15 protein-coding genes and 1 pseudogene are annotated in these 16,356 nt (G+C 72.4%); 6 read left to right on the forward strand and 10 right to left on the reverse strand.

The features are described 5' to 3' along the window. Window positions 1-127 precede the first annotated feature (127 nt). Window positions 128-922 carry a helix-turn-helix domain-containing protein gene (locus ACFVS9_RS32885; RefSeq protein ID WP_383116336.1) on the reverse strand — a complete coding sequence of 265 codons (795 nt, stop codon included), beginning with the start codon at window positions 920-922 and terminating at the stop codon, window positions 128-130. Between the two features lie 71 nt (window positions 923-993). Between ACFVS9_RS32885 and ACFVS9_RS32890 the strand changes: the two genes are divergently transcribed. Together ACFVS9_RS32890 and ACFVS9_RS32895 are read left to right on the forward strand one after the other, a co-directional pair. After that, entirely contained in the window at window positions 994-1,812 is an 819-nt protein-coding gene (locus ACFVS9_RS32890; protein WP_383116337.1) for a phytanoyl-CoA dioxygenase family protein, read from the forward strand. Continuing rightward, window positions 1,809-2,093: a hypothetical protein gene (locus ACFVS9_RS32895; RefSeq protein WP_383116338.1), complete on the forward strand. Its 285-nt coding sequence runs from the start codon at window positions 1,809-1,811 to the stop codon at window positions 2,091-2,093. The genes ACFVS9_RS32890 and ACFVS9_RS32895 overlap by 4 nt, the downstream gene beginning before the upstream one ends. Before the next feature lie 112 nt (window positions 2,094-2,205). Here the strand turns inward: ACFVS9_RS32895 and ACFVS9_RS32900 are convergent, their stop codons facing one another. Next, complete coding sequence (locus ACFVS9_RS32900; RefSeq protein ID WP_383116339.1) at window positions 2,206-3,324, reverse strand: alpha/beta hydrolase-fold protein; 1,119 nt, start codon at window positions 3,322-3,324, stop codon at window positions 2,206-2,208. 285 nt (window positions 3,325-3,609) lie between these two features. On the opposite strand from ACFVS9_RS32900, the gene ACFVS9_RS32905 reads away from it, so the two are divergent. Continuing rightward, window positions 3,610-4,155 (forward strand): hypothetical protein, encoded by a 546-nt coding sequence (locus tag ACFVS9_RS32905; RefSeq protein ID WP_383116340.1) that lies wholly within the window; start codon window positions 3,610-3,612, stop codon window positions 4,153-4,155. Then, entirely contained in the window at window positions 4,152-4,724 is a 573-nt protein-coding gene (locus tag ACFVS9_RS32910) for a hypothetical protein (protein ID WP_389938460.1), read from the forward strand. The genes ACFVS9_RS32905 and ACFVS9_RS32910 overlap by 4 nt, the downstream gene beginning before the upstream one ends. 58 nt (window positions 4,725-4,782) lie before the next feature. On the opposite strand, the pseudogene ACFVS9_RS32915 reads toward ACFVS9_RS32910, so the two are convergent. From ACFVS9_RS32915 to ACFVS9_RS32950, 8 genes and pseudogenes are all read right to left on the reverse strand, one after another. Further along, window positions 4,783-6,191, reverse strand: a pseudogene (locus tag ACFVS9_RS32915) (hypothetical protein). A 322-nt stretch (window positions 6,192-6,513) separates the two neighbouring features. Further along, complete coding sequence (locus ACFVS9_RS32920) at window positions 6,514-6,597, reverse strand: putative leader peptide (protein WP_383116352.1); 84 nt, start codon at window positions 6,595-6,597, stop codon at window positions 6,514-6,516. A 168-nt stretch (window positions 6,598-6,765) separates the two neighbouring features. Further along, window positions 6,766-8,505: an FAD-dependent oxidoreductase gene (locus ACFVS9_RS32925; protein ID WP_389938463.1), complete on the reverse strand. Its 1,740-nt coding sequence runs from the start codon at window positions 8,503-8,505 to the stop codon at window positions 6,766-6,768. A gap of 26 nt (window positions 8,506-8,531) precedes the next feature. Continuing rightward, on the reverse strand, window positions 8,532-9,302 hold the full coding sequence (locus ACFVS9_RS32930) for an SDR family NAD(P)-dependent oxidoreductase (RefSeq protein ID WP_389938466.1): 771 nt from the start codon (window positions 9,300-9,302) through the stop codon (window positions 8,532-8,534). Between the two features lie 30 nt (window positions 9,303-9,332). Next, window positions 9,333-10,586 carry a 4-hydroxybenzoate 3-monooxygenase gene (locus ACFVS9_RS32935; protein ID WP_389938469.1) on the reverse strand — a complete coding sequence of 418 codons (1,254 nt, stop codon included), beginning with the start codon at window positions 10,584-10,586 and terminating at the stop codon, window positions 9,333-9,335. A gap of 250 nt (window positions 10,587-10,836) precedes the next feature. Beyond that, complete coding sequence (locus tag ACFVS9_RS32940; protein WP_383116345.1) at window positions 10,837-11,661, reverse strand: IclR family transcriptional regulator; 825 nt, start codon at window positions 11,659-11,661, stop codon at window positions 10,837-10,839. A 157-nt stretch (window positions 11,662-11,818) separates the two neighbouring features. After that, entirely contained in the window at window positions 11,819-12,112 is a 294-nt protein-coding gene (locus ACFVS9_RS32945) for a YciI family protein (protein WP_383116346.1), read from the reverse strand. A 41-nt stretch (window positions 12,113-12,153) separates the two neighbouring features. Beyond that, window positions 12,154-13,401 (reverse strand): MFS transporter, encoded by a 1,248-nt coding sequence (locus tag ACFVS9_RS32950; RefSeq protein WP_383116347.1) that lies wholly within the window; start codon window positions 13,399-13,401, stop codon window positions 12,154-12,156. Between the two features lie 420 nt (window positions 13,402-13,821). On the opposite strand from ACFVS9_RS32950, the gene ACFVS9_RS32955 reads away from it, so the two are divergent. Further along, window positions 13,822-14,583 (forward strand): IclR family transcriptional regulator, encoded by a 762-nt coding sequence (locus tag ACFVS9_RS32955; protein WP_389938474.1) that lies wholly within the window; start codon window positions 13,822-13,824, stop codon window positions 14,581-14,583. 334 nt (window positions 14,584-14,917) lie between these two features. Beyond that, window positions 14,918-16,297 (forward strand): alpha-amylase family protein, encoded by a 1,380-nt coding sequence (locus ACFVS9_RS32960; RefSeq protein ID WP_389938477.1) that lies wholly within the window; start codon window positions 14,918-14,920, stop codon window positions 16,295-16,297. Window positions 16,298-16,356 lie beyond the last annotated feature (59 nt).

Below are 16,356 nucleotides of genomic sequence, written 5' to 3' on the forward strand. Positions count from 1 at the left end.
GCCTGTCGTCTGTTGTGCCGCTTCTGCAGTGCCAGGCAGTGTGCCCGTCCCGCCCGACTCCATGCCTTTCCGCCCCTGAAGCCGTCGTCCGGCGGAGCGTGTGATTCCGCCGGGAAGCGGGCCGGGATCAAGCCGGTTCCGCGCCCTCGCCGGGCAGGAGCCGGCCACGGATCGCGCGGGGCGACCCGCCGAGCTCGCGGTGGCACGCCTTGTTGAAGGCCTGGAGGTCACCGATGCCCACCGAGCCGGCGATGGCCTGGATCGACATCGTCGACTCACGCAGCAGATGCCCGGCGTGGTCCAGGCGGCGGTGCCGGATGTAGGCCGCCACGGTCGAGCCGGTCTCGGCGCGGAAGAGGCGGGTGAGCTGGCTGTGCGAGATCCCGCTGCGCCGGGCGATCTCCGGCACCGTCAGCGGGGCGGCCAGGTTCGCCTCGATGTGGGCCATGGCCGCGGCGACCGCCCCGTGCGCCCCGTCCGGACGCCCGCGCCCGGCGAGCCGCGCGACCCGCCACAGCGCCGTCCACATCTCCGCCGTCGCCTGGGCCGGGGCCACCGGCATGGCGGCCAGCGCCCGGTTCATCAGGCCGGAGACGAGAGGGGCCTCCCTACCGGCGTCCTGCATGACGGGCACGCGGTGGCGTTCCCCGGTCTCCGCCATCCGCAGGTGCGCGTACAGGTGCTCCGACCGGCCCCGGTAGTCGAAGGTGGCCTCGGCGCCGGGCGGGATCAGGCTCACCCGCCCGGAGGCGATGGCGTGCCGCCTGCCGCCGACGGTGAGGTGTCCCGCGTACCCGTACAGGTGCATCTGCCACAGGTCGGGCAGCCGGAAGACGTCGCGCAGGCCGCTGACACCGTGCACACCGACGCCGATGTTCACCACGCGGGGAGGCGTGGCCAGGGGGATGGAGACCTCGTCCATGCCGAAAATCTACCAGTGGACCACGAATGCAGCCCATGCCCTGGGCGCCGGGTGCCCCCTACCGTTGCGACATGACGACCAGAGAACACTTGCTGACCTCGGTCCAGGTCGCCCGCTTCGTCGCGAGCGGGTCCCTGCGCATGGACGCGGTGGTCCCACCCGGGATGAACGCGCAGGCGGTCGAGGTCCTGGACGCCGGGATACCCCCGGTGCCCTACGGGACGCCGCTCGGTGAGGCGTTCCCCCCGGGCTCCTTCGCCCGGCGTCTGACGTCGCTGCCCGCCGTGGCCGGCGCGATCTCCAGCCTGGTCGGCCCCGGGCCGACCGTCGACCACCACGCCGTGCACGTGCGGGAACCGCACCAGGGGTCCGCCCAGCCGCTGCACGGGGACGCCATCATCGACGTACGGCCCGACGCCTTCGACATCCAGCTCATGTACTACCCGCACGAGGTCACGGCCGACATGGGCGGCACCCTCAGCGTGCCCGGCAGCCACCTGCGCCGCACCAACGAGACCGACACCGGCCGCTACCAGAACCTTCGCGGCCAGACCCGGCTCGTGTGCCCCGCCGGTACGGTCGTCCTCCTCCACCACGGGATCTGGCACGGAGGCCGCAGGAACGACAGCGACACACCCCGCTACATGTTCAAGATCCGATTCAACCCGACCGTTCCCCAGGTCCGCCTGTGGAACACCGACGACCTCGGCGCCCCGGAGGTGGAGAGCGAACTCCGGGCCGGCTTCGACTGGTACGAGCCCGCCGCCGCCCGGCTGGAGGTCCACAACCGGGTCCTGCTCTGGCGGGCCCTCACCGGCGACGACACCTTCGACATCGACCACTGGGTCACGCGTGTGAACAACCGTCCGGCCCTGGGGAGCAACGCATGAGACAGCAGGTCCTGATCCTCTTCCTGGCCAACTCGGCACTCGACGCCGAGGTGATCGGCTGGTCGTCCTACGACGGCACCGGGCGGACCCGTCCGACCACGGGGGACGGCGACGAACCTCCCTACGGCACGGGCCTGGACGCCCTGCTGGACGGCTGGCGGCTCATCCAGGCCTCGCAGTTGATCCCGCCGCATCCGGGGCACGAGTACGACACGTCGTTCCTCAAGCACGAGTTCATCTTCGAAAAGCTGCACGAGGACTCCGGGACGGCGGGAGCCTGACCCTCGCGTGCGCGGGCCGTGCGGCCCCCGAACCCTGCCGGACCCCGGCCGGGCCGGGGGCCGCCTGTGCTCCTGGTCCGCCCACCCGGCCCACGACCCGGCGTAGGACACCCTAGGCGAGCGCCCAGGCGACGTCCCGGAGCAGCGCGTGCCGCCAGCCTGCCCGGTCATGGCCCGACGGCGACCGTGAGACGCGCACGGTCGCACCCGCCTGTTCGGTCAGGGTCTCGGCCAGCTCGCAGTGGGGGAGCATCCGCGACTCGTGTTCTCCCACGTCGAAGGCGGCCCGCAGCCCGGACAGGTCCGGGCGCTCCCGAAGCCGTTCCGCGACGGCACCGCCCAGCGGGCCCCCGAGCGGGTCCGCCGCCTCCGGGGCCCCAGGCGTCCACCAGAACGACGGTGACTGGCACGCGACACGGGACACCAGCTCCGGGAACTCCAGGGCCGCGTACATCGCGCTCAGTCCGCCGAGACTCTGCCCCGCGACGACCAGCCGGTCCAGGTCCGCGCGTACGCCGGACTCCGCCACCAGCGGCAGCAGTTCGTCCCGGACCGCCTCCCACAGGTCGGGCGCGCACCCGAACTCGGCCACCCTGTCCCTGGCCGGAAGGAAGACGAGGGTGACGGGCGGCATGTCGCCGGCCGCCACGGCCGAGTCGAACGCGGCCATGGCCGGGTGCAGGTACAGCCAGTCGTCCCCGTCGAGCAGCAGGACCACCGGACCGCCGCCGCCCGCCGGATGGATCCGCACGGTGCGCCGGCCGCCGAGCCGGCCGCCGGTCCAGCGGATCCGGGCAGCCGGGACGGGCAGGACGTCGTCGGCGCCGACGACGGGCCAGTGCGGCTGGTGCGGGGCGTCCGGGACCGCGGCGACGGACCGGTCCCCGCCCGCGCCGACCGGGTTGAGGGGGTCGGCGTACGCCCCGTCGTCCGTGAGGAACTGGTAGGTGGCCCACAGGCGCGGGGACATGCGGACCTCGGCGTACCAGCAGTCGGTGTCGCGCCACCGGACCAGGGGCACCGGGGCCGGCCGGCTCTCGAAGCCGAGGCTCGCCGGGGACCCCCGCCACAGGAACAGGGTCACCCAGCCGCCGTCGTCGGCGGGCACCGACACGGGGGCCCGTGCCGTCGCCCAGAACGCGTCGGAGCCCGGCGTGCCGGTCAGCCCGAACCCTTCGAAGAAGTCGTCCGCACCGTCCGCGGGGCGAACCTGTTCCGTCACGCGGCGCATGGACATCTCCTTGGGAGGGGAGGCAGGGGTACCGGAAGAGCGTCGATAAGGGCACCCTAACCTGACTGCGGTCCACTCTTCCACCGTGCGCCGGCCGTGCCCCCCGGAGCCCGCGAGGGTGCCCGCGGCCGCAGGACGCGTCCGCCCGGCCCCCGCACCGTCAGCCGTGCGGACGCGCTCTGCTGACGGGTCGTCGGGAGAGAGGCCGACGGGGAGTCGGACCGCCCCGGTGGCCCGACTCCGCTCCCACGCTCGATGTCAGTGCCCGCGTCTAGAGTCCTCGGCATGACCGACTGGACCGACCACGCCTTCCCCGACCACGAGGTGAACCTCGTCTTCGTCCGGGGCACGTCCCCCGGCGCACTCGCCGAGGAGCTGCGCGGCCTGCTGCGTGAACCCCTGGTGTGCGGCGAGGGCGACGGCTGGGCGTGGGCCGTGCACGACATGGTGAACCCCGAGGCCGACGACTTCGACCCCGTCGACTACCGGGGTCTGTCCCGGGACGGCGGAGAGGCCGTCGTCTTCGTGACCGAGCCGTGCAGCGCGAAGGCGCACGGCCCGGACTTCTCGTACTACCGGGACGGCCGCACGATCCTCCACTTCAGCTTCGAGGACATCGGCCTGCGGGTGGGCGAGAACCCCGACCACCTCTCCGCCGAACTCCTGGCCGCGAACCTCATAGGCCCCGGTTCGGAATGCGGGTGGGAGGAAGGGGAGGGACACGACTGTTCCGAACACCACCCCGACGACGAGATCCGTCTGGTGAGGGTGATGGCCGACTTCTTCCGGCTGCCCTCGCCCCCGCTCTCCCGGGAGGTGGCGGCGCGGTGACCCGGCTCGCTCCGCACACCTACGCCACCTTCCTCAGGGGGATGAGCCTGCCCACCCTGTACGCCGCCTTCGAGGAGGCGGGACGTCCCGCGCGCGCGGGCGGCCACTCGTCAGGCTGGGCCTGGGTCACCCATGACGCCTACCCCGCGTCGGACGGCCTCTCGGCCTGGCAACTGGCCTGCGACCTCACCGGATTCCGCTACGCGGACCGGGTGGAGGGCCCCGGGCCGGCGGAAAGCGTGTTCCTCGCGTCCACGCCCGCCTGTACCTGCGCGCACGGCCAGAACTACATGATCCCGCACTGCGACGACCATCCCTTCCAGTTCGCCCACAGCCGCGGCGGATTCGAGCGGACGGTCTTCAACGTCGGCGGCCGTCGTGAATCGCGGCGGAGCGGGGACCTCCTGGTGCGCGAACTGCTCGCCGCCGGGATCGTCGGAAGACGGACCCCGGCGTACGAGGCCGATCCCGCGTTCAACGTGGACGGAGCGCTCACCCTGCGGATCATCGCCCGTCACTTCGGGCTCCCCTCACCGCCCCTCCTCGATACGGACGACACCCCGGGGTGACGGGACGTCACGGCCGGGGTGTGCGTGGCGGGCCGGCCGGACCGCCCGCCACGCACGCTCACTTCGCGGTGACGCGCAGCACCCCGGTCACCGTGCCTTGCAGATAGGCACCGTCCGGCGCGATCGTCCCCGCCATCTGCACGGTGTCGTACAGCGATCCCACCCCGACCTTCATGGACCGTGTGACCCGACCGCTGCCGGGGTCGATCTCCACGTAGCGGTACGGATCGAGCAGGCCGGTCCCCCTGGTGCCGGGGATCAGCGGGTCGCGCACCACGGTGCGCAGCAGCCCGTCGGCCGTCGACAGCTTCGGCACGGCCGCCGATCGCAGGGTGTTGTCCCACACGAGGGAGCAGCCGGAACCGTCCGCCCGTACGTCCACCCGGGACAGGCCGCCCGCGAAGTCCGCGGAAGCGGGGACGGCGGGGCCCGCCCCCTCGGGGACGGCCGGGTACGGGTAGCCGTAGGTACCCGCGACGAAGACGCTGCGGCCCACTCCCACCGGGGAGTTCTCGCTGCCGGGACCGTTCGCCGCCCGGAGCACCGGGACCGAGCAGATGTCCGAGCCGTCGGCGGTGCGGTACACCTTCAGGTTCGCCGCCGCGTCGGCGTTGTCGACGATGGCGACGTACTCGGTGCCCCCGGCCGGGCCGAAGAACGTCGGGGTCGATCCGCTGCCCCAGCTCAGCAGCCCGGGTTTGCGAGCGGAGCCCCGGTCGTACGCGGTGCGCCACACGACCTCGGGCGTCCCGTCCGGTGCGGTCAGCAGGTAGGTGGCGTGGGTGGTGGTGACCGCCGTGCCCTCCGGGGCCGTGGAGATGCTGTTGGCGACGCGCTCACCGGCGGGGAGGGCGAGAGCCCGCACGGCGCCCGTGGTGTCGTCGGCGGTGCCGACCACCCCGCCGCCGGTGGCGAACCAGACACGGCCGTCCCAGTCGGGTGACAGGCCGGTGACCGCGTCGTCCTCCGGTATGACGGACGCCAGGGACAGCCTCCGGTCGACCGCCAGGCTCCAGCCGCCGTCGCCGTCCTGGTGGTGCCCGACCCGCAGCAGGCTGCGGCTGCCGTCGGCGACGACCAGCCGGTCCTGGTGGTCGATGTAGGCGTAGACGCCCCCGAGCAGCGACCCCTTCGCCAGCTTCAGCGTGGCCAGGGACGACCCGTCGTCCGGATCGAGCAGATGCACCGTGGGTACCTGGCCGAAGATCGGGGTGCACAGGGCGACGGGGTAGCCGTCGGCTCCCACCAGGACGGTCGGGCAGGCGGAGGCGAGGGCGGTGCGTGAGGAGGACAGGGCGCCGGCCCCCGGCCCGGCCAGCGGCGACGTGTCGGAGGAACCGGTGTCCCCGTGCATGGTGGCGGTCCGTCGGGGCCCGCGTAGGGGTTGTGCGGAGGCGTCGGGCCGAAGGACGAGGGGGACACCGCCGAGGCGGAGCCGGCGAGACCGAGGACGACGGCGGCGACCAGAGCGCCGACGGCCCTCCGTCGGGCGGTGCGTCGGAGAGCGGGGGAGAGGGACACGACGGGACGGTCCTTTCGGATACCTGCGAACCGGCAGGGCCGGCGTGGAATCACCGACCGCCGTGCGCACCAGGGGTGTTGAGCGTCCGTTCGACGGCACGTGAGCGGCGGACACGCGTGCGCGAGCGCACCGGAGGCGGCTGCGGGGACTGCGGCGGCGTCCCACGGGACGGCGCAGCGGGGCGGCGGCGACCCCGCACGTCCGTCGTCGGGCGAAGGGGGAGGAGCCGGTGCGGGGGAGCGGGGGCGGAGTGGACCGCCCGCGTCGTCAGCCCGCGCGGAGACAGAGCGCGCCGGCGGTACGCGCGAGATCGACGTGGCGTCGTCGCGTGAGCTCCTGGCAGCGCTTCATGCGCGTGATCCAAGCAGCACGGCCGACACCCGGTCAAGACCGCCCCGGTGTACGGCGGTCCACCGGCCCGAGGCAGCCCCGCGCCACGCCGCCGCGGAGCCCTGACCGGGCCTCCCCGGCCCCGCGCGCGACGGAGGGCACGGGCTCACCGCAGGGGGTCCGGGCGGCTCAGCCGTCCCCGTCCCGGGCGGCGGCCTTCCGGAGCCCGCCCGACCGCTCCGCGGCGTGCGCGGCGATGTCCCTGCCCACCCGGTAGCCGAAGACCATGGCCGGGCCGATGTTGGCGCCGTAGCCCGGATAGCCGCCGCCGAAGACGCTGACGGCGGCCGTCCCGACGGCGTACAGCCCGGGGACCCCCCGGCCGCTCGCGGCGAGCACCTCGCCGCGCCCGTTGACCGAGAGCCCCGCGTAGGTGCCGAGGTCGCCCATCTGGATCCGTACGGCGTAGTAGGGGGCCTTGTCGATGGGGGCCAGGTTGGGGTTGGGCTTGTGCTCCATGTCGCCCTTGAAGTGGTGGAACCAGTTCGAACCGCGCTTGAACCTGGTGTCCCGCCCCAGCGCCGCGTCGGCGTTGAACTCCTCCAGGGTCCTGCGGAGCGCTTCCGCCGGCACGTCGATCCTGGAGGCCAGGTCCGCGACCGACGAACCCTGGATCAGATAGCCGACCTTCCTGTAGTACCAGGCGGGCAGCGGCCAGGGCTTCGCGTACCCGATGCCGTAGGTGCGCATGGCCTTCCTGTCCGCGACGATCCATCCGAAGGTGTCCCGCCGGCCCGCGTTCTCCTTGATCATTTCCACGCCGAAGTCGTGGTAGGAGTACGACTCGTTGGCGAACCGTTCACCCTCGCGGTTCACCGCGATCAGGCCGGGCAGTCCGAACGCGCGCAGGTGGGGGAAGATCCGCTCCTGGCCCCGCAGGTTCTTCCAGACGGTGACGGGCCCCCAGGAGGCGGGCTGGTGGGGCCGGGTGTCGAGCACTCCGCCGTGCGGCTCGGCCAGGAAGTAGCTGTCACCCTGGTGCCCGATCGTGGGCGTGAAGTGGTCGTCGCCGCGGGGGTCGTGCGCGAAGGCCCGGGTGCGCAGCGCGGCGTTGCCGGAGAAGCCGCCGGCGGCGAGGACGACTCCGTACCTGGCGCGGACCGTTCCGGAGTGCGCACCCGTGATCACCGCACCGCCGATCGCACCCCGCTCGTCCCGGAGGACCTCGGTGACCTTCGTGCCGGTCCACATCGGGATGCCCATGTCCCCCGCGCCGGCGAGCATGCGGGTCATCAGGGCGTTGCCGTTGGTGCGGGTGAAGGCGCGGCGGAACAGGATCCGCTCCGACCAGGTCCTGACCAGCCGCCGCGTCACGTAGAGGAACGCCTTGGCGGACCGGTTGGCCTTGATGAACGTGGCGATGTCCGGACCGATCTCCGGCATGTAGCCGAACACGGTGTACGTGTGGAGGTAGGGCTGGACGCGGCGGCGGTCCTTCTTCAGGGTCCGGCCGTCGGCCTTCCTCACCGTCAGCGCGCGGCCCGACCTGCGTGCCCCGGGGGTGTCCATCTGGTAGTCGGGTGCCATCTCGGGATAGTGGAACTCGACACCCGCGTCGTTCTCGAAGAAGTCGAGCGCCTCGGGCACCAGGTCGAGGAACGCCCCGACGGCGTCCGGGTCGTAGGAGTCACCGGCCAGTGCCCTGATGTAGGTCTCGGCCTCCTCGCGGGTGTCGCCCTCGGCGACGCCCTGCTTGTTGCCCGGCACCCACAGCCAGCCCCCGGAGACGGCGGTGGTGCCGCCCAGGTACGGCTCCTTGTCGACCACCAGGACGTCGAGGCCCTGCTGCTTCGCCTTGAGGGCGGCCGATATCCCGGCGGCGCCGGAACCGACGACGAGAACGTCGCACTCGTAGGTCGTGTCACTCATGATGTCCAGCTTTCGCGGCTCGGAAGTCAGTGGGCGGTGTAGCCACCGTCGACGACGAGCTCGGTGCCCGTCGTGAAGGACGATTCGTCGGACGCCAGGTACAGCACCCCGTACGCGATCTCGTCCGGCTCGCCCTGGCGCGCGATCGGATTGCCGGAGACCAGCTGCCGGTAGTACTCCTCGGGGCCCAGCGGGCTGCGTTCGGCCGAGGCGCGGCTCATCCTGGTGCGCATGGAGCCGGGGTGGATGGAGTTCACCCGGATCCCGTACGGCCCGTACACCACGGCGTCCGACTTGCTCAGCAGCCGGACCGCGCCCTTGGACGCGTGGTAGAGCGGGACGTTGCCGCCGCCCGTCAGGCCGTGGATCGAGGAGAAGTTCACGATGCTGCCGCGCCCCTGCCTGATCATGTGGGGCACGACGTACTTCGTCAGCAGCCAGGTGCCCTTGAGGTTGACCCCGATGACGGCGTCGAACTCCTCCTCCGTCGACTCGTGCGAGGGAGCGGGGCGTCCGAGGACACCGGCGTTGTTGACCAGGACGTCGGGGGCGCCGAAGCGTTCGGCCACCTCGCGCACGGCCGTCTCCACCTGGGCGGCGTCGGTGATGTCGAGGGTCCAGTCGGCCACCGAGCCGGTTCCCCACGCGACCGCGGGGGGAGTCCGGTCGAAGTTGGCGACCTTCGCCCCGTGGGCGCTGAGCATGCGGACGACGGCGGCGCCCAGATCGCCACTGCCTCCGGTGACGACGGCGACCTTGCCGGCAACCCGTCCCGTGTGCTGCCGATCAGCGTTCATATGGCGGTGCTCCTCCTCGGTGGGGGCGGGTCACGGGGTGCGGCCCGCGGTGAGCCGGATGGCCTCGGCGGCCACCGACCAGGGATTGGTGAGGGCTACGGGCCAGCCGGTGTACGCCTCGGCGAGGAAGGCGCGGCCGGCGGCGGATCCGGTGACCATGCCGAGTTCTCCGAGCCGGCGGCGGGCGTCGAAGTCGGTGGCCGCCTCGTCGCGGTGGAGCATGGAGGTCATCCACCAGGAGAAGTGCTGGGCGCGCCAGACGCGGTCCGACGCCGTGTTCCCGTACTCCTCCAGCAGGCCGGGGTCGCCGTCGAGGAAGAAGCGCTCCAGGGCCTGCGAGAGCACCGCGACGTCGGAGACGGCGAGGTTGAGGCCCTTCGCCCCCGTCGGCGGGACCGTGTGGGCGGCGTCACCGGCGAGGAAGAGGCGTCCGTGCCGCATCGGGGAGCACACGTACGAGCGCATCGGGATGACGCCGCGCTGGAAGACCCTTCCCTCCTTGAGCGAGAACCCGTTGCCGGAGACCCGTGCCTGCAGCTCGTCCCAGATCCGCGCGTCGCTCCACTGCGTGGCGTCCTCGCGGGGGTCGCACTGGAAGTACATCCGCTGCACGGTCGGTGTGCGTGAGCTGATGAGGGCGAAACCACGCTCGGAATGGGCGTAGACGAGTTCGTCGGAACTGGGCGGCGCCTCGGCCAGGATGCCGAACCAGCCGAAGGGATAGGCGCGGAAGTAGTCCGTGCGCAGGGTGTCGGGAACGGCGGGCCTGCTGATGCCCTGGGAGCCGTCGCAGCCGACGACCACGTCGCAGCGCAGTTCGACGGGCGTTCCGTCGGCATCGGTGAACCCGATGGCCGGCCGGTCGGTGGTGACGTCGTGGAGGGTGACGCCGGTGACGCCGAACCGGATGTCGGCGCCGCGGTCCAGCCGCGCGGCGATCAGGTCCTTGAGCACCTCGTGCTGCGGGTAGAGGTGGACCGAGCGGCCCGTCAGCGACGGGAAGTCGATGCGCCTGCTCTCCCCGCCGTAGCGGATCTCGATGCCGTCGTGGCGGCTCCCCTCCGCCAGGACGCGGTCGCCGACACCGGTGGCGGCCATCAGGTCGACGGTGCCCTGCTCCAGGATGCCGGCCCGGATGGTGGTCTCGATGCCGGCGCGGTCACGCACCTCGACGACGGTCGAGTCGATGCCCGCCACGGACAGCAGGTGCGAGAGCATGAGCCCGGCCGGGCCGGCACCTACGATGCCGACCTGTGTCCGGACACGAGTGGTCTGTGAGGTCATGGGATGGATACCGTCCTGCCGGGGGTGGTACGCGCACGGATGCGGACCGGGGGCACGTGCTGACGATCTGTCGGTACGGCGGAGGAGCCGGGCGGTCCGTCGGCGGCCGGGACCCGGGAGGACCGACGCGGTCCGCGGGCACCCGCGCTCCGACTCCCCCGTACTTCGCGCCTGTTGGCCCGTCAGGGGGCCGTCCGGCGGTGTGACCAGCGTGCCGTGCGGCCGAGGAGGCCCACAACACGCTTTCCGCTCAATGGAAAGGGCGGTCGGTGCCGTCGCCCGGCAGCCGGGGCCCGTGGCTGCGCAGCAGGTCGTCGTCGCAGGTGGGGGCGCCCATCGCCCGCGAGATGCCGCGGGCCGCCGCCAGTAGCGCCGGGACCAGGGCGCGGGGACCGGGATCGGCGGCGGGAACGACGACGGACAGCGCCGCGACGACGTCGCCGTCGCCGCCCCGCACCGGGGCGGCGATGCCCGTCCCGGCCTGGCTGATCATCTGGGCCGCGACGGCGAACCCCTCCCGGCGCACCTGTGCCAGCAGGGAGCGCAGCCGTACCGGATCGGTGACCGTCCGGGCGGTGTAGCGCCGCAGGGACTGCGACAGCACCTCCTCCTGGAGATCCGGAGGACTGTGGGCGAGGAGCACGAGACCGGCCGAGGTCGCGTGGATGGGCAGCCTGCCGGCGATCCTGGTGATGTTGTTCACCGCGCCACGGGCGGACAGCCGCTCCAGGTAGAGCACGTCGGTGCCCTCCAGCACACCGATCTGCGTGTGGTGGCGCACCACCGTCTGGAGGTCCTCCATGAACGGCATGGCGACCTGGCGCAGGTCGAGGGCCCGGGAGGACCGTGAGGCCAGTTCCCAGAGCTGGTAGCCCATGCGCACCTGTCTGCCCTCGACCCGGTCGAGGGCTCCCAGTTCGACCAGTTCACCGACGAGCCGGTGGGCCGTCGCCATGGGGAGGCCGGCCCGCCGGGCGATCTCCGACACCGTGAGGGTGGGCGAACTGGACGTGAACAGTCGCAGGATGCGCATGGCGCGGCTGAGAACCGACTCTCCTGCGTTCGATCTGGCCATGTGCGGTCACCTTCTGTTCCGGCGGTTCCGGACGGGCACGTGTTCCGGCGGGTGTCACCGTGGGCGCGCCACCCGTGCGGGTGGCCCGTGGGCGTTGGCGAACCGGCCGGGGCGTCGCGTGAGTATGCCCCGCGACGCCCCGTGCCCCGCGCACGGGTCAGATCAGTGGCGCGAGCGGGCCGAGCACGGGTGTCCACTCCCGGGCCGACACCTCGCCGACCAGGCCGTGGAGCCGGAACGGGTCGCCCTCGGTGTGCCGGACGGCCTGCTCCCTGGTGCCGGCCCGGATCAGGAGGAGAGCCCCGGGGGCCTCCTCGGGGCCGAACGGCCCGGAGCAGAGATTGACGCCCAGGTCGCCGAGCCGGGACAGGTACTCCTTGTGCGCGGGGCGGTGTTCGTCGCGTCCCGCCGTGTCCTGCGTGTAGGTGTAGACGACCGCGAAGACGGGCATGGCGGATCCTTCCGACGAGCGTGCGTGCGGGTCAGGGGCGTTCAGCGGCGGGGTCGCGGTGTGCCCAGCTCGGCCAGGGGGACCTTGTGCGTCTCGCGCGCCGTGAGCACGGCGACGGCGGACACCACTCCGCAGAGTGCGGCGAAGGCCGCGACCGGGATCCAGCCGTTGACGCCCTCGCCCATGATCGCGAAACCGATGGCCGGGGCGAACCCCGCGAGCAGGAAGCCGAACTGGCTGCCGGTCGCGAAGCCGGAGTAGCGTACGCGGGCGGCGAAGAGCTCGGAGAAGTAGGCCGGCCAGAGACCGTTCATGCCCGAGTACGCCACACCGTTGAGCAGGACCGCCACCACGACGATCAGGATGAAGTTCCCGGTGGAGACGGCCCAGAAGTAGGCGCAGACCAGGATCGCGCAGGCGAGGGCCGACACGACCCACACCGGCCTCCGTCCGACGCGGTCCGAGAGGGCCGCCGCGGCGGGCACCGCCACCACGGCCACCGCGTTGGCGGCCACCGAGACCCAGAGCATGGCCGACCGGTCCAGGCCGACCGCGTCGGAGGTCGCGTACGCCAGGCCGAACACCATGAAGACGGTCTGGAACACCGCGAAGAGCGAGGCGAACATGACCTTCAGGACATCGGCCCACTGGGTGCGGAAGAGGTGCGCCAGGGGGAGCGGCGGCAGTTCCTCCGCGTCCGCCTCCGCCACGAACACCGGTGTCTCGTCCAGACGCCGGCGTACGAGGTAGGCCAGCAGGATCATGACGATGCTGAGCCAGAACGGCACCCGCCAGCCCCAGGACATCAGCTGGGCCTCGGGGAGGGAGGCCACCGGGATGAACACGAAGCTGGCCAGCAGGATGCCCGCCATCGTGCCGGACATCGTGAAGCTGGTGAAGAACCCGCGGCGTCCCTCGGGCGAGTGTTCCAGTGTCAGGGTGCTGGCACCCGCGGCCTCACCGCCGGCCGAGATGCCCTGGCCGAGGCGCGCTACCACCAGGAGGACCGGGGCGACGATGCCCACCTGTTCGTAGGTCGGCAGCACACCGACGGCCAGGCTGGAGAAGCCCATCATGAGGAGGGTGAAGACCATGACCTTCTTGCGGCCGACCCTGTCGCCGAAGTGGCCGAGCACGACGCCGCCGAGCGGACGGGCCGCGTAGCCGACACCGAAGGTGGCGAGGGCGGAGACGGTGCCGACCGCCGGGTTGTCCGACGAGAAGAAGAGGGTCGGGAACACCAGGGCGGCGGCGGAGCCGTAGATGAAGAAGTCGTAGTACTCGAGCATGCTGCCGAGGAACGCCGCGAGTGCGGCCTTCCGGGGCTGTGGCCGAGGTGTTGCGGTGCGGCCGCCCGGCTGGCGGGCGGCTGTCAGGGAGGGGGTGTGCGCGGACAATGGATCCTCCGAACGCGGCTCGCGGAGAGAGTTCCTGTGGGTTCGCATGCGATGGTCGGACGAGCGTGGCCTCCGTCACACGGGCCGCGATACAGCCATTCCGTCCAATGGGAAACTTTCGGCCTTCCTGGCGTGGTTCCGACGCCCGGCCGTACGGCTCCGCCGCCCGCTCCGGCCTCGCGTGAGCCGTGCCGCGCCACCTCACCGGCCCTGTGGCGGACGGCGGTTGCTCCGCCGCCCGGCCGGGGCGGAATCATGGGCGCAGGGCGCCGCGCAGGAACACGGCCCCAGTGACACGACCGAGAGGACCCCGTGGCCGATCCCAGGAGCTACATCATCGAGTCATTGGACACCGGACTGCGTCTGATGCGCCTCTTCCTCACCCACGACACCCTGTCGGTCACCGACGCCGCCCGGGAACTGGACGTGGCACGCTCCACCGCCCACCGGGTGCTCAGCACCCTGGAGTCACGCGGATTCGCCACCCGTGACACCTCGGGCCGGGGCTACTCCGCGGGGCCCGAACTGGTCACGCTCGGACGCCCTGCCGGGTACGGCCCCGAGATCCGGGCCCGGCTCCGGATGGTGCTCGACGCGGCGGCCACCGCCACCGGGGAGACGGTGAGCACCGCCGCGCTGATCGGCGACCAGGTGATCATCACGGACGGCCGCGAGTCGCCGCACCCCGTGCGGGCCGTCCTGGAGACCGGACGCGCCCACCCCGCGCACGCCACCTCGGCGGGCAAGGTGCTGCTCGCCCGGCTGACCACCGAACAGGTCTGCGCCCTCTACCCGCAGGAGCGGCTGCCCGGTGCCACCGGCCGCACCCTCGTCTCCCGCACGGCGCTGCTCTCGGAGCTGGCCGGGATCCGTACCCTCGGCCGCGCCGACAGCGCCGGCGAGTCGGTGCCGGGGATGAACACCGTCGCCGTGCCGCTCGCCGGGAACAGCTGGCGCGACCGGCTGGCCCTGATGGCGTCCATGCCGGCGGACCGCGGCGGCGAACCCGAACTGGCCCGGCACGCCGAGTCGCTGCGTGAGGCCGCGGGACTGCTGCCACCGCCGCCCGCCTGATCCGCGACGGGGCCTGTCCGGGTCCGCCGGGCGGCCCGCGGCCGGGCCCCGCCCGGACCGCACGAGCCTGCGGAGCCGTGCGCCCACGCCGCACGGGACCGCCGGGCGACGCGGGCGTGTCCTTCCGGCCGGGCGGTCGGCGCGTCGGACCGCGCGGCTCACGCACACGGGGCAGTTGTCCGCGGGGACTTGCGCAAGAATCTGAAAGAGCTTGCAGAAATCCTTGACGACCGCGCGGCCGGAGCGGCAGGCTCCCAGGCGTTCCCCCCACGGCAGCCTGGCGCGTGGCTGCCTTCGAGGGCACAGCCGTGCCCTGTCGTCGAAGGAGCCGCACATGCAGCACCGAGTCCGCCTGATCGGCGGAACGCTGGCCGGAGTGGTCACCGCCGCCTGTCTCACCACCCTCGCCCCCTGGCAGTCACAGGCCGTGCCGCCCGGCGAGAAGACCGTCACCGTCACCATGTTCGAGCGGCCGTACGCGGACGTGGCGTCCGCCTGCACCGATCAGCTCGGCCCCGCCGGCTACGGCTACGTACAGGTGTCCCCCGCCACCGAACACATCCAGGGCGACCAGTGGTGGACCTCCTACCAGCCGGTCAGCCACCGGATCGCGGGCCGGCTGGGGGACCGCGACGCGTTCGCCGGCATGGTGGAGGACTGCCACGCCGCCGGCGTCAAGGTCATGGCCGACGTCGTCGTCAACCACATGGCCGCCGGGTCGGGGACGGGCACGGGTGGAACGGCCTACACGAAGTACGACTACCCCGGCTCCTTCCAGGACGCCGACTTCCACACCTGCCGCACCGACATCAAGGACTACGCGGACCGCGACGACGTCCAGAACTGCGAACTGGTGGGGCTCTCCGACCTGGACACCGGCAAGGAGAACGTCCGCGCCACCATCGCCGCGTACCTCGACGACCTGCGGTCGCTGGGCGTCGACGGCTTCCGCGTCGACGCGGCCAAGCACATGGCGGCCGACGACCTCGCCGCGATCAAGGGGAAGACGGCCGATCCGGGCTTCTGGGTCTCGGAGGTCATCCACGGGGGCGGTGAAGCCGTACAGCCCGAGGAGTACACCGCGATCGGAGACGTGGACGAGTTCCGCTACGGGGGCCATCTGAAGAGCGCCTTCCGGGGAGGCGCCCTCGCTCAGCTGAAATCCGTGGCCGACGGCAAACTGCCCGGTGCCTCCGCGCGTACGTTCGTCGACAACTGGGACACCGAACGCAACGGTTCGACGCTGACCTACAAGGACGGCGCGGCCTACACCCTCGCCAACGTCTTCATGCTGGCCTCGCCCTACGGTTCGCCGAACGTGTACTCCGGTTACGAGTGGTCCGACAAGGACGCCGGCCCGCCGAGCGGCGCCGACGGATGGACGGACACGCACGCCGAACGCACCGTCACCGGCATGGTCGGCTTCCGCAACGAGGTGGGGCAGGCGGAGCTGACCGACTGGTGGGACGACGGCGGCAGCGCCATCGCCTTCGGCCGTGGCGACAAGGGGTTCGTCGCCGTCAACGACGGCGACGGCGACCTGGCCGAGACCTTCACGACCTCGCTGCCGGGCGGCACGTACTGCGACGTGATCGCGGCCGCACCGGAGGACTGCGACGGCAACACCGTCACGGTCGGCGACGACGGCACCGTCCGGGCCACACTCCCGGCCCACGGTGCGCTCGCCCTGCACACCGGAGCCCGCACGGGCTGACCGGCCGCCCGGACGTACCCCCGAAGGCGGCGGCGCGCGGGGCGGAGCACCTTCCGCCC

Source organism: Streptomyces sp. NPDC058008 (assembly GCF_042886395.1).
GTDB lineage: Bacteria > Actinomycetota > Actinomycetes > Streptomycetales > Streptomycetaceae > Streptomyces.